This window comes from Nocardioides sp. NPDC058538, from assembly GCF_042719275.1.
Classification (GTDB): Bacteria; Actinomycetota; Actinomycetes; order Propionibacteriales; family Nocardioidaceae; genus Nocardioides.
Genome location: NZ_JBHXNY010000007.1, coordinates 55996 through 79261, shown reverse-complemented (window position 1 = coordinate 79261; position 23266 = coordinate 55996). Strand labels below are relative to the sequence as shown.

Sequence of the window (23266 nt, the reverse complement as noted above, 5' to 3'; positions counted from 1 at the left end):
TGCACAAAGTCCCGCGACCTCTCAACACAGGACCGACTACGGCTGGTCAAGGCCATCGAGGGCGCGGACTACCTACGGGACGATCCGGAGCGGAAGGAAGTCGCCGAGAGGATCATCGGACGGAAGTTGTAGCCGTTCGAAACCGTCTCCATCATGCGGGCACCGACCGCATCGATCGTCTCCAGTACATGAGGCATGGGCGTTCGCGCCCCACTCAGCCTCCGTGGTTGTCATGGGGATCATCCTGACTGGCTGGTACCTCAAACGAAGTAACCACCGAAGCGGGATGTCCGGGTGAACGGTGCCGGGGCGATGGTGGAGAGATGGATGCATCGCAGCAGACGGCAGACGAAGTCGCCGAGCGCCTCTTCGGCTCGCTCCTCGGAACAGTTGAGATCGTCTCGGTCTTCATCGGGGACCGGCTCGGCTGGTATCGCTCCCTGGCGGATGAGGGGCCGGCGAGTGCGGTCGAGCTGGCGGGGCGTACGGGGACACAGGTGCGGTACGCGCGGGAGTGGCTCGAGCAGCAGGCGGTGGTGGGGCTGTTGGTTGTCGACGAGGACGGCGGTCCTGACGATCGCCGGTTCGCCATTCCGGCCAGCACGGCGGAGGTGATGACGGACTCGACCAGCCTGGCCTATCTGGTGCCCATCGCCCGGATGTTCGGGACGGTCGGCTCGGCGCTGCCTCGGCTCATGGAGGCATACCGGAATGGGGGCGGGGTCGGCTGGGACGAGCTCGGCGATGACGCGCGGCAGGCCCAGGCCGAGGGCAATCGGCCGTGGTACGAGAAGCAGCTCGGGCCGGCGCTGGCCGGCGTGCCCATCGTCCACGATGCTCTTTCCGCTCCGGGGTGTCGGATTCTCGATGTGGGTAGCGGTGGGGGGTGGTCGAGCATCGCGCTGGCTCGCGCCTACCCCGAGGTCACCGTGCTCGGCATCGACATCGACCAGCCCTCGGTCGACATGGCTGTCGCGAACGCCCGTGAGGCGGGTGTCGAGGACCGGGTGCGGTTCGTGTGCCAGGACGCAGCCACCATCGAGGAGGGCACGGTCGATGTGGCGTTCGCCTTCGAGTGCGTGCACGACATGCCTCGACCGGTCGACGTGCTCAGCGCGGTTCGGAGGACGCTTGTGCCCGGCGGATCCCTCGTGGTGATGGACGAGGCCGTGGCGGACAGCTTCGCCCCGGACGGGGACGAGATGGAGCGGATCATGTACGGGTTCAGTCTCCTCGTGTGCCTGCCGGACGGGCTCTCCTCGCCTCCGAGCGTCGGCACCGGAACGGTGATGCGCCCATCGACCCTGCAGGGATACGGCGAGGCCGCGGGGTTCACGGGGTTCGAGGTCCTCCCGATCGAGGAGTTCGGTTTCTGGCGCTTCTATCGGCTGTCCTGATCGGCCTTTGCAGGCGGCGTACCGTGGGTTCACTGAACCGGACCCGCTTGAGGCGGCCCCATGAACACCACTTCACCCTGGAGGGTCTCCGCGGCCCTCACCGCTCTCGGTGCACTCGTGCTCGCCGGGTGCACCGCGCCGGAGGACGACGTCGGCGAGCCGGCGACGGTCACCACATCGTCCGCGGGTCCGGCTCCGTCACCGTCCGCTTCTTCGACGGCGCCGAGCCCGTCCGCCACCGAGACGCCGCCGCTGTCCTCCGACGGTCGGCCGATGCGCGGGGAGCTGTCCATTCCGCGCATCGGCGTCACCGACCTCGAGGTCGTGCCCTACCGCGGCTGGACCGACGACGCCCCGGGCACCGAGATCCAGAACGGCGGCGTCGCGGCCAGCCCGTACGGCCCTCGCGGCGGCACCGGGCCGGGTGGGATCGGCAACTACCAGGTGACCGCGCACCGGCTCTCCTCCACGCGGGCGTTCCTCCGGCTGCCCGAGCTCGAACGGGGCGACCGGGTCCGGGTGCGCACCGAGGAGGCGACGTACGTCTATCGCATCACCGGCACCCGGGAGACCTCGTTCCGGTCGGAGGCCTCCCTGCGAGCGCAGCGCGCGTCGGTTCCCGGCAAACCCGGCCAGGAGCCCACCCGCGCGATGATCACCCTGTCGACCTGCGCCACACCCGAGGACCACGCGGCCGGCAACTACTGGTCCGACGAGTTCGACAACCCCGAGCACCGCATCGACAAGATCGGGGTCCTCGTCGCCGTGCGATGAGCCTTGGGCTGTCCCCGACATGTGGGAGGTCGTCGCTCGGGCCGGACGTTCGGCAGCAGCGGCTTCGTACGCTGAGGTCGTGGTGCTGTTGGACACCCGGCTGCGAGTTCCGGTGGTACGGCGGGCGCTCGTCGCCCGGGGGCGGCTGCTCGGGCAGATGCCGTCGGGAGGGGAGCGGCTACCGCGGCTGGTGCTCGTCTCCGCGCCCGCGGGGTTCGGGAAGACGACGCTACTGACGCAGTGGGCCAACCAGTGGCAGGGGAGCGCGCCCGGGGCGGTTCGGAGGGTGGCCTGGGTGTCGCTGGATACCGGCGCCGGTGATGTGCGGAGCTTTCTGGCGAGCCTGGTCGCAGCGGTGCGGGTGGGCATCGAGCTGGAGCCAGATGAGCGTACGTCGGTCGGGTCCGTGCTGGTCAGCCTGGTCAACGCTATCGACTGTCTCGACGGGGAGCTGGTGCTCGCCCTGGACGACTACCACGTGATCGAGTCGGCGGAGGTGCACGCGGCGGTCACGTTCCTGCTGGACAACCTCCCGGCGAACGCCGCCATCGCGATGACCACCCGCGCGGACCCGCCGCTCCCGGTCGCCAGGCTGCGCGCTCGTGGAGAGCTGCTCGAGCTCCGGGCCGCGGACCTACGGTTCACCCAGGAGGAGGCGACCGCGTTCCTCAACGACGTGATGGGTCTCGACCTCGGCGCCGATCACGTGGCGACGCTGGACCGGCGCGCCGAGGGGTGGGCGACAGGGCTCCAGCTCGCAGCGGTGGCGTTGCGTGCCGGCACGGATGTGGCGCGGTTCGTCGAGGGCTTCGCCGGCACTCAGCGCTTCGTACTCGACTATCTGCTCGAGGAGGTCCTGGACCGGCAGACCGAGGAGGTATGCCGGTTCCTGCTCGACACCTCGGTACTGGACCGGCTGACCGGGCCGCTGTGCGACGCCTTGACGGGGCAGCAGGACGGCAGCCGGATGCTCGAGGCACTCGAGCGGGCCAACCTGTTCGTCGTCCCGCTCGACGAGGACAGACGCTGGTATCGATACCACCACCTGTTCGCCGATGCCCTCCGGTCGCGGCTCGCCGCCGAGGGCCCGGGCCGATCGCGGGCAGTTCACGCCGCAGCCGCACGCTGGCACGACGAGAACCACTTCCCCCAGGACGCGGTGCCGCACGCGGTTGCGGCCCAGGACTTCGAGTACGCCGCAGATCTGGTCGAACAGGCACTGCCGGAGGCGTCCCGCCTGCGTCAGGACCGCCTCATCGTCCAGTGGATCCGGGGGATGCCGGACGATCTCATCAGGCGCCGTCCGGTGCTGAACGTGACGGCAGCGTGGAGCCGGCTCGGCGCCGGTGACGTCGGTGAAGCAGCCGAGCGACTGGACGAGGCCGAGCGGGCGCTGGCGGCGATGCCGACCGATCAGACGAACGGACGAGACGATCTGCGGCAGCTGCCGATGACGATCGCGATGTACCGCGCCGCCATCGCCCAGGCCCGCGGCGACCCTCCGGAGGTCGCGGCCCAGGCACGGACCATGCTGGACCTCGCCGGCCCCGACGACCATCTCGCCCGAGGCGCGGGCTCCGGCTTCCTCGCGCTGTCCGCGTGGGCCGAAGGGGACATCGGCGCCGCGCGGGACACCTTCACCCAGGCCGTACGCAGCCTGCACTCGGCCGGCAACCTCGCCGACGAGATGGGCGGGACGGTGGTCCGCGCCGAGCTCGCGCTGGCGGGCGGCGGCCCCGCCGAAGCGGGACGGCTCTACGAGCAGGCGCTGACCGCAGCCCGTGAACGTCCCGACGCCGCGCTGCCGGTGACCGGTGACCTGCACGTCGGCCTCGCCGGCGCGCTCTGCGAGCGCGGCGACCTGGCCGGGGCGGCGGCCCACCTGCGTACCGCACGAGAGCTCGGTGAGGTCGCCTCGATCCCGGAGAACCGGCACCGCTGGTACGTCGCGATGGCAGCGCTCCGCCGCGCGGAGGGCGACCTCGATGCCGCCGCCACCTGCCTGGACGAAGCGCAACGCCTCTACCTGCCGGGGTTCTTCCCCGAGACCCGTCCGTTGCCGGCTCTTCGTGCTCGCCTCGACATCGCCCGGGGCCGGCTCGACCTCGCCGAGGACTGGGCTCGCGTGACCCGGATGAGCCCCACCGGCGACGGTGGCTACCTCGAGGAGTGCAATCAGCTCACCCTCGCTCGACTCCTGATCGCGACAGGCCGGCCGGGGACTGCGCTCGGTCTGCTCGACCACCTCTATCCGGCGGCCGAGCGCCGAGGTCGTGGCGGCAGCGTCATCGAGATCCTCATGCTCCGGGCGCTCGGCCACCACGCTCGCGGTGGTCTGGACGCAGCCATGCCACCACTGGTCGCGGCGTTGGAGTCGGGGGTGCCGTCCGGGTACGCCCGGATCTTCCTCGACGAGGGGGTGGAGATGGCAGCGCTCCTCGACGCCGTGCAACAGCGTTCGCTGGCGACCAGTGCCGTCGCCACGCTCCGACACGGCCAGGTCTCGGCCGTGAGGTCGGCCGCCGAGGAGCTGCCCGAGCGACTCAGCGACCGGGAGCTGGAAGTCCTCGAACTACTTGCGACCGAGATGACCGGCCCCGAGATCGCCCGCCGACTGTTCGTGTCCGTCAACACGCTCCGCACCCACACTCGGCACATCTTCACCAAGCTCGATGTCACCACCCGTGCGCGGGCCGTGCGCCGGGCTCGTGACCTCGGCCTCGTGTGAGCGCCCGGGCGAATCACCAACCCGGTCACATCATCGTGTGATGCCCGGTCACCAGCTCGGTTCCTAACGTCCACAGGTACAACGCCGGGCGCCCGCCCGGCCCCGCGACAGGAGCCTCGTCATGACCATCAAGATCACCCCCAGGAGCCTCACCCGAGCCGCCGGCGTCGCCGCGACCGCCGCAGGCGCGATCTTCATCGGCGTACAGATCAACCACCCGCACCTGGATGTCACCTCGATCGCCTCGACCGAGGTGGTCGTCCGAAGCTCCCTGAAGGTGCTGATGTGCGCGCTGGCGCTGGCCGGGTTCACCGGCATGTATCTCAGCCAGATCCGACGCAACGGCCTCCTCGGACTGTTCGGCTACCTGCTGATCAGCGTCGGCTACCTCCTCGTCATGAGCACGACCCTGGCCTCGGCGTACGTCCTGCCTCACGTCGTCTCCGGCAACCCCGGCTTCGTCGAGGACTTCATCGCCGCGGCTACCGGGGGCAGCCCGAGCGGCGACCTCGGTGCGCTCGGGGTCGTGCTCCAGGTCCAGGGCTTCGCCTACCTCGGCGGTGGTCTGCTGTTCGGGATCGCGCTCTTCCGTGCCAGGGTGCTCGCACGTTGGGCGACGGTGCTGCTCGCCGTCGGCGGGCTGGTAACTGTCCTGCTGACGGTGATGCCTGAGGCGTTCTACCGCCTGCTCGCCTTCCCCAACGGGATCGCGATGATCGGCCTCGGACTGTCCCTGTGGGCCTCTGCGCGTCTGTTGTCCGCGCAGCCGGCTGAAGACGTGCAGACCGCGGGTGCGCGATGAGGACCTGGCCGGTTCCGACGGCGCTGCTGGCCCTGGTCGCCTTCCCGCTCGCCGCCGGTTCGCTTCGACTTCTCGAGCTGGCCGGCGGACCGGTCGTTCTCCCGCAGAACCCTCGCATCAACGCCTCGCCCGCTCCGGTCGTGGTCCACGTGCTCGCCGCCGCGACGTACGCCGTGACCGGGGCCTTCCAGTTCCCGGCGCGGCTACGCCGGGCCCACCCCGCCTGGCACCGCGGCGCGGGCCGGGTCCTGGTCGTCGCGGGTCTCGCGGTCGCCGGCTCCGGTCTGTGGATGACCCTCTTCTACGCCGGAGCTCCAGGCGGCGGCCTGCTGTGGGCGGTCCGGATCGTGGTCAGCACTGCCATGGGAGCCGCCCTGGTGCTCGGCTTCGCCGCCATCCAGCGCCGTGACATCACCGCGCATCGGGCGTGGATGATCCGGGCGTACGCCCTCGGCCTCGGCGCCGGCAGCCAGGTCCTCACCCAGGGAGTCGGCGAGGCCGTCTTCGGCACCGGCGAGCTCAGCACTGCGCTCTCGATCAGTGCGGGATGGGTCCTCAACGCCGCCGTCGCGGAGTGGGTCATCCGCAGGTCGAGGCGATGACCATGCCGGCTCCGCTCGACTACGAGATCAGGCTCGCCACCCATCTGGACGAGCACTGGGCCACGTCGCTCGGTTGCTCCGCGCTCGTCCACAGATCCGACGGCACGACCACGCTTCAGTGCCGCGTCCGGGACCAGTCCGAGCTGCATGGCCTGCTCGGCCGGATCCGCGATCTGGGCGTCGATCTCATCTCGGTGCGACGTGACGCGCGACACATCCGAGGACATTGATCTAGAGCACCTGCTCTATTTAGATTGTCCGCATGTCCCGACAGCGGCTGCACACGCTCGACGATCTCCTCGACGTCGCCGAGCAGATCGTGACCAGCGGCGACCCGTCCGGGTTGACGCTGCGGTCGCTGGCCACCGCGGCGGGGGCGTCGAACGGGACGATCTACCACGCGTTCGGCTCGAAGGACGTGCTGCTCGCGCGGCTGTGGCTGCGGTCCTGGTGTCGGCTCGGCGACCTGATGGCGGAGGCGATGGGGGAGGGGGCCCCGGACTCCACCGGAGAGGGCGCGGTCGTCGCGGTGGCGCTGACCCCCGTCGAGTTCGTACGCCGCTTCCCGGCCAGCGCTCGGCTGTTCTTCGCCCAGCGCCGTGATCAGCTCTTCTCCGCCGACCTTCCGCCCGAGATCGAGACCGAGCTGAGCGTCGTCCAGGAGAAGTTCGTCGAGGTACTGATCGCGCTGGCGCGCGGGGTGTGGGCCCGCGGCGACCGGATCGCGGTCGAGGCGATCGCGGTCTGCGTCGTCGACCTGCCCGGCGGGATCCTGCGCCGCTGCATCCTCGAGGACCGCGAGGCCGACGCGGCGACCGCCGCCCGGCTCGAGGCTGCGGTTCGCGCCATCCTCGCCGTCCCACTCGAGCCACGTCCGGCCAAGGCATCACCGACCACAACGAGGAGCAACCCGTGACCCGAGACCAGTCGATCCTGGCGCAGCCGCTCGAGCTGCCGAACGGGTTCGTGATCCCGAACCGGCTCGCCAAGGCCGCCCTCAGCGAGGGCCTGGGGCGTCGCGACTTCACTCCCGGAAGCCGGATCAAGAACCTCTACCGGCGCTGGGCGAACAGTGGTGTCGGGCTCTCGATCACCGGCAACGTGATGGTCGACCGCACCGCGATCGGCGAGCCCGGCAACGTCGTGGTCGAGGACGACCGCCACATCGACGACCTCGCCGAGTGGGCGCAGATCGCCAAGGCAGGCGGCTCGAAGGTGTGGGTGCAGATCAACCACCCGGGGCGACAGACGCCGCGTACGCTCACCGCCCACCCGGTCGCGCCCTCGGCGGTCGCCGTGCCCGGCACGGGCGGGCTCTTCGCCGAGCCCCGTGCGCTGACCGGGAGCGAGATCGAGGACCTGATCCGGCGCTTCGCCACCACCGCGAAGATCGTGACCGGGGCGGGCTTCGACGGCGTACAGATCCACGGCGCGCACGGCTATCTGATCAGCCAGTTCCTCTCGCCGCTGTCCAACCAGCGCACCGACGCCTGGGGAGGCACACCCGAGAAGCGGCGCCGCTTCGCGCTCGAGGTGCTCCGAGCCATCCGCGCCGAGGTCGGAGCCAGCACCCCGGTCGCGATCAAGCTCAACTCCGCCGACTTCCAGAAGGGCGGCTTCGGCGAGGAGGAGTCCCTGGAAGTCGTCCACGCGCTCGCCGAGGAGGGCCTGGACCTCCTCGAGATCTCCGGTGGCACCTACACCTCGGCCGCCATGCTCGGTGTGGACCCGTCGCTGAAGGCGAGCACGCGGAGGCGGGAGGCGTACTTCCTCTCGTACGCCGAGCGCGTCCGCGCCGAGCTCCCGGCGTTGCCGCTGATGCTCACCGGCGGGTTCCGTACGGCCGGCGGGATGGTCGACGCCGTCGAGTCCGGCGCCGTCGACCTCGTCGGCCTGGGAAGACCGCTCACCGTGCAGCCCGACTTCCCGGCTCAGCTGCTGGCCGGCCGCGCCGACGAGAGCGTGGTCAACCCGCGGCGCAGTGGGATCCGGATGCTCGACAGCCTCACCGAGCTGACCTACTACAGCGTCCAGATGTGGCGGATGGCCAAGGGCAAGGAGCCGGCACCCGACCGGCACGCCGCCCTCAACGTGACCCAGTACCTCCTCAACAACGGCCTCGAGAGCCTGCGCTCCCCGCGCGGCTGACCCCGGAAGGAACGACAGTGACAACGACCCTGACCCAGACAGACGGTGTGTACGTCCTCGACATCGGCGACACCGAGAACCGGTTCAGCCCTGACTGGATGACGTCGGTGAACGACGCCCTCGACAAGGTCGTGGCCGCGCCCGCGCCGCTGGTGCTGACCGCGACCGGCAAGTTCTACTCCAACGGCCTCGACCTCGACTGGCTCGGGCAGAACGCCGACCAGTTCGAGCCGTACGTCGCCCGGGTGCAGGCGCTGCTCGCCCGCCTCCTGGTCCTCCCGGTGCCGACGGTGACCGCCATCAACGGGCACGCCTTCGGTGCCGGCGCGATGCTGGTGATGGCCTTCGACTGGCGGGTCATGCGCGAGGACCGCGGCTTCTTCTGCTTCCCCGAGGTCGACATCCAGATCCCGTTCACCCCCGGTATGGCCGCCCTGATCCAGGCCAAGCTCACCCCGCGGGCGGCGACCGACTCGATGACCACCGGCCGCCGGTTCGCCGGCCCCGACGCGCTCGCCGCCGGCATCGTCGACGGCACCGCACCGGAGGCCGAGCTCATCGCCCAAGCGATCGCCCGCGTCGCGCCGCTCGCGGGCAAGCCGGCTGACACCCTGGGGCAGATCAAGTCGACGATGTACGCCACCGCGGTCGCCGCCCTCGGCTCATAGGTCGACCGGGTGGCGGCGGTCGTGGCTGTCAAGGACGTACTGCTCGCTCACGACCATGCGGTAGAGCCGGAACTCGCTCTCGGCCGACACCTCCGCGCGTGACCAAGGGCGAAGCCCGTGCGCCGCGGAGGTGCGGTTGAAGTCAGCGAGGGTGTCGTCGACGTCATGGACCTCCGCCGCCGTGCCTGTCATGTAGACGGCCGCCCAGCCGCCCGGGCGCTGCGAGTCGTAGATGACGACTGCGACCTCCGGGCGTCGGGCGATGTTGCGGGAGTGCCTCGTGTCCTGCCGTGAGACCCAGATGTAGTCGCGGTAGGAGGCGGGCGCGTACCAGACGGGGGAGACCCACGGTGTCCCGGCGCCGTCGGCGGTGCCGAGCGCCATGAACCGGTTCTCGTCCACGATCGAGCGCGCGATCGCCTCCATGTCCTCAGCCACGACGCACCCGGTAGCGCAGATGCAGGACACGGTCGCCGCGTACGACCACATCCGGGTCCTCGAGGAGATGCTGGCCGTCGAGGGCGCCGAAGTAGCGCTTGCCCGACCCGAACACGACCGGGACCACGTCCATAGCCACCTCGTCGACGAGACCGAGGGCGAGCGCCTGGCCGCCGACCTCACCGGCAGCCACGGTCACGGTGAGGTCGCCGGCGAGCTCCTTCGCCTTCGCGACGCCATCGACGACGTCGTCGACGAAGTGGTAGGAGGCCTCGGGGTGCCAGCCCGCGGGCTTCGGGCGGTGCGAGACGACGACCACGTGGTCGCCGGCGGGCGGCTTCCCGTCCCAGCCGTTCATCATGTCGAAGAGGTGCCGGCCGATGACCATGCTGCCGATCCCGGCCCAGACCGGGCGTACGTAGTCGGCCGATGCCCGCGAGACCCGGAACCCGCCTTCGTCGGTCAACGGTGTGTCCCCGTTGAAGTACCAGTCGAACAGGGGCCCGATGTCGTCGTTGTCGTCGGCGATGAAGCCGTCGACCGAGACGACGTTGTGCATCACGACGGTGCTGCTCATGGTGTGCGTCCTTTCCGATGGGGTTGTCGGAATCGGTCTACTCCGTCGCCTCCCGACGCCGCGAGAGATTCCGACTATCCTGAATCCGTGACGCCGAGACGCTCGATCGACTTCGTGTTCGGCGAGGATGACCTGCTGCGTACGCGGTTCGCTGTCTCGCCGTTGACCGAGCTGGTCGCGGCCACCTACGTGCTGCGACAGCCGCAGCGCTTTCCACCGCACCGCAGGTGGGTCGAGTCGGCGGCACCGCGCGTCGCCGGGATGCGCCTGGACCTGTTGTCGGCGGTCAATCCGCTGGGTCGCAGAGTCTGGCCCCACTTCAACGCGCCACCGCCCATCAACCCGCATCCGCGGATCGAGGACGAGCTGGCGCGTGTCGCGGCGACGGACCCTGAGGTCGTCCGCGGCGACGTCGAGAGGGCCTACCCCGAGGGTGTCCCGCCCGAGGCCAGGCCGTTCCTGGTGGACACCGAGCCGGCGCTGGCCGAGCTCGTCACGCAGATGGAGGCCTTCTGGGCGGCGACCCTGCAGCCGTGGTGGGAGCGCATGTCAGCGTTCCTGGAGAGCGAGATCGCGGGCCGGGCCCGCCGGCTGGTCACCACCGGAGGCGCGGCCGCGTTCGCCGATCTGGACCCCACCGCCACCTGGGACGGCCGGACCCTCTCGGTGGCCTCCACGCGGATGGTGCCGCGCACGGTCACCCTCGGCGGCCGCGGCCTCCTCCTGCTGCCGTCGGTGCTCGCGTTCGGCGCCTGGCCGCGGGTGGAGCCGCCGTGGGAGCCCGCCCTGACCTACCAGCCACCGGGCATCGGAGACGTCTGGATCCGAGAACCAGACGCGGCAACAGCGCTCGCCGACCTCATCGGCCGGCGCCGTGCACGACTGCTGGCCGCCCTGGACCGCCCACAGTCGACCCTCGAGCTCGCGGCCGGCACCGGGTGGAGCCCGGGTGGCGTGAGCACCCACCTCGGCGTACTCCTGCGCGCGGGCCTGGTGGCGCGGCGCAGGAGCGGCCGGGAGGTCCACTACTCGCGAACGGCTACCGGTGACGCGCTGGTGACCAGGACGTAGCGAACGCAGCGTCGAGGTGAGCCGGCAGTTCGGGTGCGGGCCCCCTCACCCGACGAATCCGTCCTGCTCCGCCTCCACGAACCATGGCGCCCGGCGGAGGGTGGCGAGCACGTCGGAAGGCACCTCCAGGAGCACCAGCTCGGTCCCGTCGGAGGCGAGGTCGTCGCGCAGCGAGCGGAGGGTGTTCAGCAGAGGGACGGTGACGTGGGTCAGCGCGGAGAGGTCGAGGGTGACCGTCGCGGGATCGGCGGCCTGCACCAGCCCGAGCGCCGCGTCGTGGGTCGCCTGGGCGTTGCCGGTGTAGAGGTCGCCAGTGAGCACGAGCGGAAGCACCCCCGCGGGCCCCGGACCCGCCGGCCGCTCGAGAAGGCGCACTCTCGGCTGGTTCACCGCGCGGATGACCAGCAGCAGGGTGAGACCGACCCCGACCGCGACACCGAGGAGCATCCCGCCGGTCAGACCGACAGCTGCGACGGCCACGGCGACCCAGAGCTCGGCCCGGTCGATGGCGGCGTACGTCCAAAGCTCTCGCGGGTCCAGCAGACCCGCCACGGCCACCAGCACCGTGGCGGCGAGGATGGTCTGGGGCAGATCGGCCAGCAGCGGCGCCAGCGCGAGAGCGACGAGCAGCGCCAGAGCCACCGTGACCAGCCCGGAGAGCTGGGTGCGAGCGCCGGCTCGGAGGTTCACCGCCGACTGCGAGAACCCGCCCGCCGGCGGGAGCGACTGGGTGAGCCCACCGGCCAGGGCGCCGATGCCGGTGGCGACCAGCTCGCGGTCCACGTCGATGGCAGGCTCGTGGCGACGCCGGTTGGTCCGCGCCACCAGCACCGTCTCCAGGAACGACATGAGCGCGATCGCGATCGCACCGGGAAGCAGCCCGATCACGTCGTCGACGACCGGCAGGCTCAGCGACGGCAGTCCGGTCGGCACCGGGTCGATGAGAGCTAGGCCGCGGTCCTCGACGCCACTGAGGGCCACCAAGCAGATGCCCGCCGCGACGACGACGAGCGGCCCCGGCACCGCCGGTGCCACCCGCCGGAGCACCAGGAGCATCACGATCGCGGTGACTCCGACCACCGCGGTCACCGCCGAGAGCTCAGGGAGCTCACGGGCGACCGCGACCAGCTCCTCGACGAAGCCTTCCGCCTCCGGGTCCGCCGCCAGGCCGAGCAGAGCCGGCAGCTGGCTGGCGACGACGGTGAGGCCCACACCGAGCCGGATCCCGGTCATGGTGGCGGGGGAGATGCTCTCGACCAGCGCGCCCAGCCGGGCCAGCCGCATGATCAGCAGACAGACGCCCACCAGGAAGGTGAGCGTGAACGCGGCCCGCATCAGCTCGTCGGGGCCACGCTCGGGCAGGGTGGCCAGCGAGCTGGCCACCAGGACGGAGATGGTCGACGTCGTCGAGACGCTCAGCGCACGTGAGCCGCCGAGGAGGGCGTACGCTGCCATGGGCAGCAAGCACGTGTAGAGCCCGACGCTGGCGGGCATCCCCGCGATCGTGGCGTACGCCATGGCCTGGGGGATCACGACCGTCCCGGTCGCGAGCCCGGCGAGGACATCACCGCGCAGCCACGAGCGGTGGTAGCCGCGCATCGTCGGGACCATCCACGTCTTCACAAAGCCACTCCATCGTGGCCGGGTGGTCCGGCAGGTCACCCGAGTCGGGGGAGGTCGCCCGCGGGAGGGCTTGCCTAGCCTCCGAGCACATACACGAGGAGGTTTCATGTCCGACAAGCCCAACATTCTGATCATCTGGGGCGATGACATCGGCATCAGCAACCTGAGCTGCTACAGCGACGGGCTGATGGGCTACCGCACACCGAACATCGACCGGATCGCCGCCGAGGGCATCCGGTTCACCGACTCCTACGGTGAGCAGAGCTGTACGGCGGGCCGCGCGGCGTTCATCACCGGGCAGAACCCCTATCGCACCGGCCTGACCAAGGTCGGCATGCCCGGCGCGGACCTCGGCCTGCGCGCCGAGGACCCGACCATCGCGACGGCGCTGAAGTCCCTGGGCTACGCGACCGGGCAGTTCGGCAAGAACCACTTCGGCGACCGCGACGAGTTCCTGCCGACCGCGCACGGCTTCGACGAGTTCTTCGGCAACCTCTACCACCTCAACGCCGAGGAGGAGCCGGAGCAGTACGACTACCCGCGGGAGGACGAGTTCCCCAACTTCCGCAAGAGGTTCGGGCCGCGCGGGGTCATCCACTCCTGGGCCAACGACGACGGCACCCAGCGCATCGAGGACACCGGCCCGCTCACCAAGGAGCGGATGAAGACGATCGACGACGAGATCGTGCCCGAGGCGCTGCGGTTCATGAGCGACGCCAGCTCGAACGACACCCCGTTCTTCGTGTGGCTCAACACCACCCACATGCACTTCCGCACCCACATCAAGGACGGCAGCCGCGGCAAGGCCGGCCGGTGGCAGTCCGAATACCACGACACGATGGTCGACCACGACGAGCTGGTCGGATCCGTCCTGGACTACCTGGACGAGAACGGCCTCGCCGACAACACCATCGTCATGTACTCCACCGACAACGGCCCGCACATGAACAGCTGGCCCGACGCCGGCATGACCCCGTTCCGCAACGAGAAGAACTCCAACTGGGAGGGCGCCTACCGGGTGCCGGCCATGGTCCGCTGGCCCGGTCGCATCCCCGCCGGGGAGGTACGCAACGGAATCGTCAGCCACAACGACTGGTTCGTCACGCTGCTCGCCGCCGCCGGTGACACCGACGTCGCCGACCGGCTCAAGACCGGGACGGAGCTGGCCGGTACGACGTACAAGGTGCACCTGGACGGCCACAACCAGCTCGACTACTTCACCGGCGAGGCCGACGAGAGCCCCCGCAAGCACTTCTTCTACGTCACCGACGACGGCGACCTCGCGGGCATGCGGTTCGACAACTGGAAGTTCATCTTCCTCGAGCAGCGTCAGACCGGAACGTTGGAGATCTGGCTGGACCCGTTGGTGGAGCTGCGTGCACCCAAGATCTACAACCTGCGGCTGGACCCGTTCGAGAAGGCGGAGGGCACGTCGAACACCTACTTCGACTGGATGCTCGACCACGTCTGGCTGCTCATCCCGGCTCAGACGTACGTCGCTGAGATGCTGGCCTCGCTGGTCGAGTTCCCGCCCCGGCAGACGCCGGCGACGTTCAGCGTCGACCAGCTGATGGAGAAGCTCAAGGCCGGCATGCCGAGCAGCTGATGACCAGCCAGCTCATCTCTAGGCAGCCCAGCTCCAGGCACCCGGTCGTGGACCTGCCCGGAGGCACTTTCACGATGGGGTCCGACGACCACTATCCGGAGGAGGCCCCGACCCACCGCGTGCGGGTCGGGGCGTTCTCCATCGACGCGCACCAGGTCACCAACGAGCAGTTCGCGAAGTTCGTGCGCAAGACCCGCTACGTCACCGTCGCCGAGCGGCCGGTCGACCCGGCCGACTTCCCGGACGCGCCACCGGAGAACCTGCAGCCGGGCTCGCTCGTCTTCACGCCGACACCCGGCCCGGTCGACCTGCGGCACGTCAGCCAGTGGTGGACCTGGACGCCGGGGGCGTGCTGGTCGGCGCCGGAGGGGCCGGGCAGCTCGGTCAAACGCCGGCCCGACCATCCGGTCGTCCACGTCGCTCTGGAGGATGCCCTGGCGTACGCCTCCTGGGCAGGTGGCGACCTGCCCACCGAGGCCGAATGGGAGTACGCCGCTCGGGGCGGGCTCGAAGGAGCGGCCTTCACCTGGGGCGACGAGCCGCGCCCGGAGGGCCGGATCATGGCCAACACCTGGGACGGTCCCGACTTCCCGTGGCGGCACACCCGGGAGAGCGGGTTCTCTCGCACCTCTCCGGTCGGGAGGTTCCCGGCCAACGGCTTCGGGCTCTTCGACATGGCCGGCAACGTATGGGAGTGGACCAGCGACTGGTGGACGGACCGGCATCCCGACGAGGTCGCGAAGCCGTGCTGCGTACCCGTCAACCCACGCGGTGGTGACGCCGAGCAGAGCTTCGACCCCGCGCAGCCCCAGTTCCGGATCGCCCGCAAGGTCGTCAAGGGCGGCTCGCACCTGTGCGCCGACACCTACTGCCTGCGCTACCGGCCCGCGGCACGCCGCCCGCAGATGGTCGACACCGGCACCAGCCACATGGGCTTCCGATGCGTACGCCGCCCAGAGACCCAGCAACCGAAGGAGACACCGTGAGCGACCACCTGCTGCCGTCCTGGCGTCCGGGTGCCACCCGCGACGCCGTCCTGGCCTTCCTCGATGCCGCCGAGGAGGTGCCCGTGGCCGATCGGATGGCCTGCTTCGACAACGACGGCACCCTGTGGTGCGAGCGTCCCACGTACGTCCAGTTCGACTTCTTCGTCGACGCGCTGCGCACCAGCGCGGCGGCCGACCCGTCGGTGAAGGAGCAGGCGGAGTTCGCGGCCCTGCTCTCGGGTGACCAGCAGGCGATCGGCGACATCGGGCTGGAGCGGATCGCGATGGCTCTCACCGGCCTCTTCGTAGGCCTCTCGCCCCAGGACTTCACCGCGCGGACCCGCGAGTTCATGGCTCGCGCCGACCACCCGACCCTCGGGCGGCCGCATCGGACCTGCACCTACGTACCGATGCTCGAGCTCATCGCCGAGCTGCGGCGCCGCGACTTCTCGGTGACCGTCGTGACCGGGGGAGGGACCGAGTTCGTCCGAGCCATCAGCCAGGACCTCTACGGAGTGCCGCCCGAGGCGGTGGTGGGCACGCTCATCGAGTACGACTACGCCCCGGACCCGCCGCGCCTGAGCCGGTCGGGGCGCCTGGTCGGTGCCGCCAACGAGGGCACCGCCAAGGTGTCGAACATCCAGACCCAGCTGGGACGGCGCCCGATCCTCGCCGTCGGCAACTCCGGCGGCGACCGGGAGATGCTGGAGTGGGCGGCGGCCGGCGATGGCCCGACGCTCGCGCTGCTCGTCAACCACGACGATGCCGAGCGCGAGTTCTCCTACGTCAGCACCGCACAGACCTTCACCGAGCCCGAGCCGATCACCGACGTCGGTGCCCGGCTCGGCTGGACCGTGATCAGCATGGCCCGCGACTGGGAGACGATCTTCGACTGAGCCGGGTCGGCAGGTCGCGGGACGGCCGGGTCAGTCGGGGATCGTGACGACCTCGATGACGTCGATGTCATCGGCACGCAGCGCGTGCAGGACACCCTGCAGCGCCTCCTGGTCGGGGACCTCGCCGGTGAGCGTCGACTGCTCGTGATGCGCCTGGACGGCCAGCTGCGGGAACGCCTTCTGAAGCTCACGGGAGAGCTCGCCGTTCACCCTGATCAGGACCCTTGTCATGGTCTTCCTCGACTGCTCACGTACTGCACGCTACGAATCACTTCAGCACCGTGGTTCACCGAATTCGGGTGATGCTGGACTCCGGCCGCGCCGGGATCGTCGATGACGAACACAGACGACGACAGCAAGGGACAAGCGATGGCGACCCTGACGGTATGGAAGTACGACACGACCGAAGGCGCAGACCAAGCTGTGAAGAACCTCGAGGAGCTGGTCAAGCAGGAGCTGATCATCCTCGAGGATGCCGCGACCGTGCACTGGGAGGTCGGCAAGAAGAAGCCGAAGACCAAGCAGCTGACCAGCACCAAGGCCTTGGGAGCGATGAGCGGCACGTTCTGGGGCATGCTCTTCGGACTCATCTTCTTCGTGCCACTGCTGGGTGCAGCGGTCGGCGCGGCGACCGGCGCTCTGACCGGATCGCTGACCGACGTGGGCATCGACGACGCCTTCATCAACAAGGTCCGCGACCAGGTCACCCCCGGCACCTCGGCACTGTTCGTGATGACCTCCGACGCGGTGGTCGACAAGGTGCACGAGGCGATGAAGGGCCACGAGGGCGAGCTGATCTTCACCAACCTCAGCAGTGAGCAGGAGAAGGCGCTGCGCGAGGTCTTCGCCGAGTGACGTCATGGCCAGCCTGACCGCGTGGGTCTACGACCGGATCATGGGCGCATCAGACGCCGAGGTCTGGCTCCAGGACCTGCAGGAGCGTGGTGCGCTCACCGTCCATGACGCCATCACGCTCACCTGGTTCCCAGGAGCGGAGGAGCCGCAGATCGGCCATCTTCGCCACCGTACGACGAGCGCAGCAGCAAAGGGCTCGTTGCTCGGTGGTCTTCTCGGGATCCTCGTGTTCAACCCGGTCGCGGGCGCCGTTGTGGGGGCGGCGTCCGCGGCCGCGGTTCAACGTCTGAGACAGGCAGGGATCGGTGACGAGCTGCTCACCGAGGTCGCCGGCCACCTCGGTCCCGGCAAGTCCGCACTCGTGGTGCTGAGCAGCGACGCGGACCCGGACGCGGTCATCGCGGCCATGAAGCACGGAAACCCAACCCTCGTCTACGCCGAGCTGGACGACGAGGTCGCCGAGGAGCTCAAGGACATCCTCCGCGCCGAGACCACAGAACCGACTGACGACGGAGACTGAATCATGGCGATGAACCAACCTCCCACCCGACGACTGCAGCCCACGGTGCACGCCGGCCGGCTCTGGGCGGGCGGCGCCGCAGCCGCGGTCGTGGCCGCGCTGCTCGCGGTCGCCGGCATCGTGATCGCCCGGGGCATCTTCGACGTACCCATCCTCGCGCCCGAGGGCGACGGGGTCTGGGGAGACGCCTCGACGTGGTGGTACGCCGTGTGGGCAGCGATCGCCGGGTTGCTGGCCACGGCCGTCGCCCACATCCTCCTCCTGACCACACCGCAGCCGCGGACCTTCTTCGGGTGGATCGTCGGCCTGGCCACCGTCATCGCGGCGCTGTGGCCGTTCACGTCCGACGCGGGTCTGGACACCAAGCTCGTCACGATGCTGATCAACCTGGTGATCGGGATCGCCATCGGCTCGCTGGTGTCGACGGTCTCACGGAGCGCGGTACTCCCCGAGGTCCGGTGAGGTCTCGCGGACGGGGCGGCGTCAGATCAGCCCGCGGTCCCGTGCCTCGCGCACCGCGGCCGAGCGGGTGTTGACCCCGAGCTTCTGGTAGATCGAGCGTACGTGGGTCTTCACCGTGTTCTCGCTGACCCCTTCGGCCTGCGCGATCTCGGGGATCGTCAGCCGCGAGGGGAGGTCATGGAGCACGTCGACCTCGCGTGCGCTCAGTAGCGTGTCGATCACCCCAGCGGCGCGGTCCGCCTGCTCGGCGTGATGGGCGAGCAGGGCCGCGACGAAGCCCTCGGCGGGACCGAACCGTGAGCGGTTCCTCGACAGCAGCGGCTCCAGATGAGGCCACACGTCGATGAACGGCCGGCGGAAGTTGTTGGGGACCGCCCATTCGAGCGCCTTCCGGAGCGCATCGAACGCGCGGACGTCATTGCCCAGGGACGACTCCAGGGCCGCAGCCAGCACCTGCGCGTAGACGACGGTCGTCGGTACGTGTGCCGGGCGGGTCCCGTCGCGCACCGGCTCGAGCTCGGTCAGCGCGTCGCGGGTCCGTCCGGCGGCGGCGAGGATCTGGGCGTCCGGGATCGTGCACTCGGCGCTTCCCGGCATCTGGGCGCGGACGCGGGCCGCGGTCTGCGCCGCCCAGTCCTCGCTGCCGATGGCGAGGGCCACCCGGATCTCCTGGGGCGTGACGGCGCTGATCGCGGCGGGAGAGATGTGTTCGGCGGGCTCGATCTGCCAGATCCGCCGGAAGGCCGCGGCGGCCGCAGCCCGCTCCGGTCCCGTCGTGGCCTCGAAGGTCGCCAGCGCGTGCATGCCGCGTACGCCGAACTCGACCTCGGAGTTGTTCACGCCGTCCAGCGCTCGCATGCCGAGCTCGGCGTACTGCAGCTGTCTTTGGCAGTCTCCGGTCTGGAAGGCGGTCCATGCGGCCACGAGATAGGAGTAGGCCAGCCGCGGCGAGTCCCGCCAGCCGTGCCGGGTGGCGAACGCGATGGCCTGGTCGGACCAGTCGAGGGACGCATTGAAGTCGCACATCGCGCCGGTCATCCCGGACAGCTGTGACATGGTCTCGAGCACGACCTGGTCGTAGCGACGGCTGCGGGCCAGCACCAGCGCCTGCGCGAGGTCGTCGATGGCTCCGAGATAGTCGCCGGCGCGCATCCGGGCGGGTCCGCGCTGGGAAAGGAGGACCAGGTTGACGTCGCTGTCTCCCGTCGTGGCGATGTCGAGGATCGCGCTGTCCTGCAGGGCCGCGACGACGTCGCCCCCGGCGAGGGCACGCTGGACGACGGCCGCGGCGACCATCGCTGCGTACGTCGGTTCGGATCGTGGATCGCCGGCCGGCACGACGCTCAGCGCATCGTCGGCCGCAGGAAGGTCGTTGACATCAAGTGCCGCCAGAGCGGCGATGACTGCGACCCGATGGTCGGTGGCGATCCCATCGCGGGATGCAAGGGCTGCGCGTACGAGATCACCGCGGCCGGAGAGGATCATCTGGAGTCCGTTCGCGCGGAGCAGGGCGTCGAGCAGGTCCTGGTCCCCGCCCCGCGCCGCATGCCGCAATGCGGTCGCGGGTTCGCCGTGTGCGTCGAGCCAGACCGCGGTGGCCCGGTGCTGGCGTGCCGGAGCCTCGACGTCGCGTCGGGCCAGAGCGGCGAGCAGGCAGCTCCGCAGCAGCGCGTGGTAGCGGTACCACGCGGAGTCGCCCGACTGGCTGACGAGCGCGTTCGCCGTGCACAGCCGGTCGAGCAGGGCGCCGGCGTCGGGCCTGCCGGAGAGGTGGGCAGCCAGGTCGATGGACAGGTGGTGGGGTGCGCAGGTCGCGTAGAGGAACTCGACCAGCTCCGGTTCGAGCCGGTGGACGACCTCGGTCAGGACGTACTCGATCACCGTGCGGACGTCGCCGTCGAAGGACGCGACGACCTCGGCAGGGTCGTCGCCGACCATGGCCGCGACCACCGCCATCCGGAGCGCTGCGGCCCAGCCCTCGGTCAGGCCGACGAGATTCGAGATCGCGTCCGCCGTCATCGGTAGGTCGCTGGCCGCGAACAGCTCCAGCGCCTCGCCGTCGGTGAAGGCGAGGTCCTTGCCGCGTACGTCCGAGAGCGACCCGTCGAGCCGCAGCCGGTGGAGCGTGAGCGTCGGCTCGGATCGGCACGCCATCACCAGGCCCACCTCGGGCGGCAGCTCGGCGAGGAGGATGTCGAGCCCGCGCAGGACCTCGTCGTCGTGGAGCAGATGTACGTCGTCCAGCACGATCCAGCGCACCCCGGCGGCCAGGAGCGACTCAACGACCTTCGTGACGAACCCCGGCTCGGTCCCCTGCGCGGGCGGGGTCAACCCGTCGAGCTGCTCGGTCCTCCCGGGCAGGCCAGCCAGGACGAGGGCCTCGATCAGCGCCGACCAGAACTCGTACGGCCTGTCGTCCTGCTTGTGCAGCGACAACCAGGCGACCGGTTCCTCCCGGGCGGCGGCGCGGGTGGCCCAGTCGGCCACGAGCATGCTCTTCCCATAGCCCGCGGGGGCGCAGACCAGGGTGAACCGGCGCTGCCCGACGGCGTCCTCGACCAACCGGTCCCGGTTGACGAACGTGGGCAGTATCCGCGGAACGCGCAGCCTTGTTGGCGCCACATAGGCGCGAGAACCGGTGTCTAACATCCGCAAACTTTCGCTTTTCCCATCTCCGAGAAGACTTTTACCGGCAACCATCCAATCAGCGACTCGTCGATAGAGTAAGGAGTCAAAGGGCCCGTATACGGGCCCGGGATACGCACACTCGGGTGGTCGCGCTCACCCCAATCGGGTGAGACGGACGGTCCGTACGGGCTAGACCATGGGAGCCGTGAGCCCCAGGACACAGAGCCCGGAAGAGTCGGCCACGAGTTGGCCACCGCAGTTCAGGGTCCTGGCGGTCCTGTTCGGATCCGCTGCGGTGGTGATCCTCGTGGCCGGTCTGCAGGCAGCCAGCGACATCCTCGGGCCGCTGTTCCTCGCGATGGTGCTGACCATCGTCGTCCATCCGGCGCGGAACTGGCTGGCGCAGCGCGTGCCGGCGGGCGTCGCCACCGCCCTCTCCATCATCGCGGTCGTCGCCGGGATCATCGGTCTCGGCGTGTGCGTGGTGCTCGCGGTGGCTCGCTTCGCCACCTTGCTGAGCACCTACAGCGGTGTCGCCAAAGAGCGCGTCGATGACCTGACCGACTGGCTCACCAGGGTCGGCATCGGCACGGACGAGGTGCTCAAGATCGTCGAGTCGTTCGACCTCTCGAACCTGCTGTCCGTGGTCTCCGGTGCTCTGAACGGGATGTTCGGGGTGCTGTCCACGGTGGTCTTCATCCTGGCGCTGTGTCTGTTCATGGCCATCGACGCGACGGCGCTGCCGCGCCAGCTGGCCTCGGTCAGCCGTCGGCGCCCGGGCCTCGTGGATGCCCTGTCCTCGTTCTCGGTCGGAACGCGCCGCTACCTGCTGGTCTCGACGGTGTTCGGACTGATCGTCGCCGCCCTCGACACCGTGGCGCTCTACCTGCTGGGCGTGCCGGCGCCGTTGGTGTGGGGCCTGCTCGCGTTCCTGACGAACTACATCCCGAACGTCGGCTTCGTGATCGGGCTGATACCACCGGCGATCCTCGCGCTGCTGGACGACGACCTCGCGCTCATGCTCGCGGTCATCGCCGTCTACTGCCTCTTGAACGTGGTGATCCAGTCGGTGATCCAGCCGAAGGTCGTCGGTGAGGCCGTCGGCCTCTCGGTGACGCTGACGTTCCTGTCACTGATCTTCTGGTCCTGGATCATGGGCCCGATCGGTGCGGTCATGGCGGTCCCGTTCACCCTGTTCGTACGCGCGGTCTTCGTGGAGGCCGACCCGGCGAAGCGCTGGCTGATGCCGCTCATCGCGGGAAGCGCCCCGGTGGAGCTACTCGGGGATGGTGACGATCTCGATGACGTCGACCCCCAGCGAGCTGAGTAGGTCCAGCACGCCCTGCAGCTCCTTGGCGTCCGCGAGGTCACCGACCAGGGTCGTCGTCGCCCGCTGCGTGGCCCGGGTCAGGTGGGGGAACGTCTCGATGACGTCGTCCGACACCGACGAGCCCACCCGGATGAGGATCCGGGTCATGAGCGCATCACGTCGATCATGTGTTCGTTCATGGTTGGCTCCAGCGAGTGTCCTGGACGTTGGTTTGACCAACGTAAGCGGCGAGGCGCCCGGAGCGGTCACCGGAAACGGGCGAGGGTGAGCAGACGAGCCCGGGGGAACACTGCTCACGTGGACGTGGCTGCCCTGCGGGGCCGGGTGGAGGCCTTGGTCGCCCACGTCCCCCTGCTGCGGAAGCTCGCCACAGAGACCATTCGGATCGAGTTCATCGACCGGTGCATGCTGATCGCCGCCCAGGCGCTCCTGGCCATGGTGCCCATGCTGGTCGTACTCGCGGCCTTCCTGCCCCACCTCACCGGAAACGCCCTGGAACAGGTCTCGCAGGTCACGGGCGTCGGTGACGAGGCGGTACGCCAGGTGTCGGGAGAGATCAACCTGGACCAGGTACGTTCCGAGACCGGGGCGGTGGGCCTGGCGATCACGATCGTGTCGGCGACCTCGTTCGGCCGTGCCGTGCAGCGGATGTTCGAGCGGGTATGGGAGCAGGAGCACATCGGAGGCCTGCGCGGAGCCCGTCGCTGTCTGCTCTGGGTCGTTGTCTGGCTGGCCTGCCTCGGGGTGGTCAACACGGTCGTCAGCCTGCTCACCGATCCGGGAGACCTGCTCCGTCCGTTGCTCCAGATCGTGGGCGCGTGCGCCGTCTGGTGGGGGACCAGCTGGGTGCTGCTGTTCGGACGCGCCCGGGGATGGCTGCTGCTTCCGGGTGCGGTGCTGACCGGCGTCGTCCAGGTCCTCTACAGCCGAGGCTCGGCGTGGTTGATGCCTGCCTATGTCGAGTCGAACGCCGAGCAGTTCGGCATGCTGGGCGTGATCCTCGCGCTCTCGACCTGGCTGATCGGCTTCGGCGGCATCGTCGTCGGCGGTGCGCTGCTCGGCCGGCTGCTCGTCGAGGACCCGGTCGTCGCCTGGTTCGTGCAGCAGGTGCGTACGTTTCTCACCCGGAGAAGGTGAGGCCGGCGGAGGCCGCCC

24 protein-coding genes are annotated in these 23266 nt (G+C 69.8%); 18 read left to right on the top strand and 6 right to left on the bottom strand.

Annotation, left to right across the window (positions count from 1 at the left end):
* Window positions 1-323 precede the first annotated feature (323 nt).
* The 9 genes from ACFWQC_RS08750 (at window position 324) to ACFWQC_RS08710 (ending at window position 9119) form a co-directional block, all read left to right on the top strand.
* Window positions 324-1397 (top strand): class I SAM-dependent methyltransferase, encoded by a 1074-nt coding sequence (locus ACFWQC_RS08750; protein WP_378675941.1) that lies wholly within the window; start codon window positions 324-326, stop codon window positions 1395-1397.
* A 60-nt stretch (window positions 1398-1457) separates the two neighbouring features.
* On the top strand, window positions 1458-2171 hold the full coding sequence (locus tag ACFWQC_RS08745; RefSeq protein ID WP_378675939.1) for a sortase domain-bontaining protein: 714 nt from the start codon (window positions 1458-1460) through the stop codon (window positions 2169-2171).
* Window positions 2172-2250: 79 nt separating this feature from the next.
* Window positions 2251-4899 (top strand): LuxR C-terminal-related transcriptional regulator, encoded by a 2649-nt coding sequence (locus ACFWQC_RS08740; RefSeq protein ID WP_378675936.1) that lies wholly within the window; start codon window positions 2251-2253, stop codon window positions 4897-4899.
* Between the two features lie 121 nt (window positions 4900-5020).
* A complete protein-coding gene (locus ACFWQC_RS08735) occupies window positions 5021-5701 on the top strand; it encodes a hypothetical protein (RefSeq protein WP_378675934.1) in 681 nt (226 codons plus the stop codon).
* Window positions 5698-6303 carry a DUF2306 domain-containing protein gene (locus ACFWQC_RS08730; RefSeq protein WP_378675932.1) on the top strand — a complete coding sequence of 202 codons (606 nt, stop codon included), beginning with the start codon at window positions 5698-5700 and terminating at the stop codon, window positions 6301-6303. Before ACFWQC_RS08735 ends, ACFWQC_RS08730 begins: the two co-directional genes overlap by 4 nt.
* Window positions 6300-6533 (top strand): hypothetical protein, encoded by a 234-nt coding sequence (locus ACFWQC_RS08725; protein WP_378675929.1) that lies wholly within the window; start codon window positions 6300-6302, stop codon window positions 6531-6533. The genes ACFWQC_RS08730 and ACFWQC_RS08725 overlap by 4 nt, the downstream gene beginning before the upstream one ends.
* Window positions 6534-6565: 32 nt before the next feature.
* Window positions 6566-7219, top strand: a complete 654-nt coding sequence (locus ACFWQC_RS08720; RefSeq protein WP_378675926.1) for a TetR/AcrR family transcriptional regulator — start codon at window positions 6566-6568, stop codon at window positions 7217-7219.
* On the top strand, window positions 7216-8451 hold the full coding sequence (locus tag ACFWQC_RS08715; RefSeq protein ID WP_378675924.1) for an NADH:flavin oxidoreductase/NADH oxidase family protein: 1236 nt from the start codon (window positions 7216-7218) through the stop codon (window positions 8449-8451). The genes ACFWQC_RS08720 and ACFWQC_RS08715 overlap by 4 nt, the downstream gene beginning before the upstream one ends.
* Window positions 8452-8468: 17 nt before the next feature.
* Complete coding sequence (locus ACFWQC_RS08710) at window positions 8469-9119, top strand: enoyl-CoA hydratase-related protein (RefSeq protein WP_378675921.1); 651 nt, start codon at window positions 8469-8471, stop codon at window positions 9117-9119.
* Here the strand turns inward: ACFWQC_RS08710 and ACFWQC_RS08705 are convergent.
* Both ACFWQC_RS08705 and ACFWQC_RS08700 read right to left on the bottom strand, forming a co-directional pair.
* Window positions 9114-9557, bottom strand: a complete 444-nt coding sequence (locus tag ACFWQC_RS08705; protein WP_378675918.1) for a pyridoxamine 5'-phosphate oxidase family protein — start codon at window positions 9555-9557, stop codon at window positions 9114-9116. The genes ACFWQC_RS08710 and ACFWQC_RS08705 overlap by 6 nt on opposite strands.
* Window positions 9550-10134 carry a dihydrofolate reductase family protein gene (locus tag ACFWQC_RS08700; RefSeq protein ID WP_378675916.1) on the bottom strand — a complete coding sequence of 195 codons (585 nt, stop codon included), beginning with the start codon at window positions 10132-10134 and terminating at the stop codon, window positions 9550-9552. The genes ACFWQC_RS08705 and ACFWQC_RS08700 overlap by 8 nt, the downstream gene beginning before the upstream one ends.
* An 87-nt stretch (window positions 10135-10221) precedes the next feature.
* On the opposite strand from ACFWQC_RS08700, the gene ACFWQC_RS08695 reads away from it, so the two are divergent.
* Window positions 10222-11205, top strand: a complete 984-nt coding sequence (locus tag ACFWQC_RS08695; protein ID WP_378675914.1) for a helix-turn-helix domain-containing protein — start codon at window positions 10222-10224, stop codon at window positions 11203-11205.
* A 45-nt stretch (window positions 11206-11250) separates the two neighbouring features.
* Here ACFWQC_RS08695 and ACFWQC_RS08690 read toward each other — a convergent pair whose 3' ends face one another.
* Window positions 11251-12828, bottom strand: a complete 1578-nt coding sequence (locus ACFWQC_RS08690) for a SulP family inorganic anion transporter (protein WP_378675911.1) — start codon at window positions 12826-12828, stop codon at window positions 11251-11253.
* A gap of 106 nt (window positions 12829-12934) precedes the next feature.
* Between ACFWQC_RS08690 and ACFWQC_RS08685 the strand changes: the two genes are divergently transcribed.
* Genes ACFWQC_RS08685 through ACFWQC_RS08675 form a run of 3 tightly spaced genes read left to right on the top strand, consistent with a single transcriptional unit; the run spans window position 12935 to window position 16316 of the window.
* Window positions 12935-14434, top strand: coding sequence for an arylsulfatase (locus tag ACFWQC_RS08685; RefSeq protein WP_378675909.1), 1500 nt, complete (start codon window positions 12935-12937; stop codon window positions 14432-14434).
* A complete protein-coding gene (locus ACFWQC_RS08680) occupies window positions 14434-15420 on the top strand; it encodes a formylglycine-generating enzyme family protein (protein WP_378675907.1) in 987 nt (328 codons plus the stop codon). Before ACFWQC_RS08685 ends, ACFWQC_RS08680 begins: the two co-directional genes overlap by 1 nt.
* Window positions 15417-16316: an HAD family hydrolase gene (locus tag ACFWQC_RS08675; RefSeq protein ID WP_378675905.1), complete on the top strand. Its 900-nt coding sequence runs from the start codon at window positions 15417-15419 to the stop codon at window positions 16314-16316. Before ACFWQC_RS08680 ends, ACFWQC_RS08675 begins: the two co-directional genes overlap by 4 nt.
* 30 nt (window positions 16317-16346) lie before the next feature.
* Here ACFWQC_RS08675 and ACFWQC_RS08670 read toward each other — a convergent pair whose 3' ends face one another.
* Window positions 16347-16547 (bottom strand): hypothetical protein, encoded by a 201-nt coding sequence (locus ACFWQC_RS08670; RefSeq protein WP_160023944.1) that lies wholly within the window; start codon window positions 16545-16547, stop codon window positions 16347-16349.
* 102 nt (window positions 16548-16649) lie between these two features.
* Between ACFWQC_RS08670 and ACFWQC_RS08665 the strand changes: the two genes are divergently transcribed.
* Genes ACFWQC_RS08665 through ACFWQC_RS08655 form a run of 3 tightly spaced genes read left to right on the top strand, consistent with a single transcriptional unit; the run spans window position 16650 to window position 18153 of the window.
* Window positions 16650-17171, top strand: coding sequence for a DUF1269 domain-containing protein (locus ACFWQC_RS08665; RefSeq protein WP_378675902.1), 522 nt, complete (start codon window positions 16650-16652; stop codon window positions 17169-17171).
* A 4-nt stretch (window positions 17172-17175) separates the two neighbouring features.
* The gene (locus ACFWQC_RS08660) at window positions 17176-17691 is read left to right on the top strand and encodes a DUF1269 domain-containing protein (RefSeq protein ID WP_378675899.1); all 516 of its coding nucleotides are present in this window, start codon (window positions 17176-17178) and stop codon (window positions 17689-17691) included.
* A 9-nt stretch (window positions 17692-17700) separates the two neighbouring features.
* The gene (locus ACFWQC_RS08655; RefSeq protein ID WP_378675897.1) at window positions 17701-18153 is read left to right on the top strand and encodes a DUF6069 family protein; all 453 of its coding nucleotides are present in this window, start codon (window positions 17701-17703) and stop codon (window positions 18151-18153) included.
* Window positions 18154-18174: 21 nt separating this feature from the next.
* Here the strand turns inward: ACFWQC_RS08655 and ACFWQC_RS08650 are convergent, their stop codons facing one another.
* Window positions 18175-20802 (bottom strand): LuxR C-terminal-related transcriptional regulator, encoded by a 2628-nt coding sequence (locus ACFWQC_RS08650; RefSeq protein WP_378675894.1) that lies wholly within the window; start codon window positions 20800-20802, stop codon window positions 18175-18177.
* Window positions 20803-20986: 184 nt separating this feature from the next.
* Here ACFWQC_RS08650 and ACFWQC_RS08645 point away from each other — a divergent pair, with 184 nt between their 5' ends.
* Window positions 20987-22111 (top strand): AI-2E family transporter, encoded by a 1125-nt coding sequence (locus ACFWQC_RS08645; RefSeq protein WP_355017097.1) that lies wholly within the window; start codon window positions 20987-20989, stop codon window positions 22109-22111.
* Here ACFWQC_RS08645 and ACFWQC_RS08640 read toward each other — a convergent pair.
* The gene (locus ACFWQC_RS08640) at window positions 22058-22258 is read right to left on the bottom strand and encodes a hypothetical protein (RefSeq protein WP_091047354.1); all 201 of its coding nucleotides are present in this window, start codon (window positions 22256-22258) and stop codon (window positions 22058-22060) included. The genes ACFWQC_RS08645 and ACFWQC_RS08640 overlap by 54 nt on opposite strands.
* Before the next feature lie 150 nt (window positions 22259-22408).
* On the opposite strand from ACFWQC_RS08640, the gene ACFWQC_RS08635 reads away from it, so the two are divergent.
* A complete protein-coding gene (locus tag ACFWQC_RS08635; RefSeq protein ID WP_378675891.1) occupies window positions 22409-23248 on the top strand; it encodes a YhjD/YihY/BrkB family envelope integrity protein in 840 nt (279 codons plus the stop codon).
* The last annotated feature ends 18 nt before the right edge of the window (window positions 23249-23266 follow it).

Bases quoted from the DNA above. Each gene is read 5' to 3' on its own strand.
- ACFWQC_RS08750 (WP_378675941.1), top strand. From the start codon at position 324: ATGGATGCATCGCAGCAGACGGCAGACGAAGTCGCCGAGCGCCTCTTC.
- ACFWQC_RS08745 (WP_378675939.1), top strand. From the start codon at position 1,458: ATGAACACCACTTCACCCTGGAGGGTCTCCGCGGCCCTCACCGCTCTC.
- ACFWQC_RS08735 (WP_378675934.1), top strand. From the start codon at position 5,021: ATGACCATCAAGATCACCCCCAGGAGCCTCACCCGAGCCGCCGGCGTC.
- ACFWQC_RS08730 (WP_378675932.1), top strand. From the start codon at position 5,698: ATGAGGACCTGGCCGGTTCCGACGGCGCTGCTGGCCCTGGTCGCCTTC.
- ACFWQC_RS08725 (WP_378675929.1), top strand. From the start codon at position 6,300: ATGACCATGCCGGCTCCGCTCGACTACGAGATCAGGCTCGCCACCCAT.
- ACFWQC_RS08720 (WP_378675926.1), top strand. From the start codon at position 6,566: ATGTCCCGACAGCGGCTGCACACGCTCGACGATCTCCTCGACGTCGCC.
- ACFWQC_RS08700 (WP_378675916.1), bottom strand. From the start codon at position 10,134: ATGAGCAGCACCGTCGTGATGCACAACGTCGTCTCGGTCGACGGCTTC.
- ACFWQC_RS08685 (WP_378675909.1), top strand. From the start codon at position 12,935: ATGTCCGACAAGCCCAACATTCTGATCATCTGGGGCGATGACATCGGC.
- ACFWQC_RS08680 (WP_378675907.1), top strand. From the start codon at position 14,434: ATGACCAGCCAGCTCATCTCTAGGCAGCCCAGCTCCAGGCACCCGGTC.
- ACFWQC_RS08670 (WP_160023944.1), bottom strand. From the start codon at position 16,547: ATGACAAGGGTCCTGATCAGGGTGAACGGCGAGCTCTCCCGTGAGCTT.
- ACFWQC_RS08665 (WP_378675902.1), top strand. From the start codon at position 16,650: ATGACGAACACAGACGACGACAGCAAGGGACAAGCGATGGCGACCCTG.
- ACFWQC_RS08660 (WP_378675899.1), top strand. From the start codon at position 17,176: ATGGCCAGCCTGACCGCGTGGGTCTACGACCGGATCATGGGCGCATCA.
- ACFWQC_RS08655 (WP_378675897.1), top strand. From the start codon at position 17,701: ATGAACCAACCTCCCACCCGACGACTGCAGCCCACGGTGCACGCCGGC.
- ACFWQC_RS08650 (WP_378675894.1), bottom strand. From the start codon at position 20,802: ATGTTAGACACCGGTTCTCGCGCCTATGTGGCGCCAACAAGGCTGCGC.
- ACFWQC_RS08640 (WP_091047354.1), bottom strand. From the start codon at position 22,258: ATGACCCGGATCCTCATCCGGGTGGGCTCGTCGGTGTCGGACGACGTC.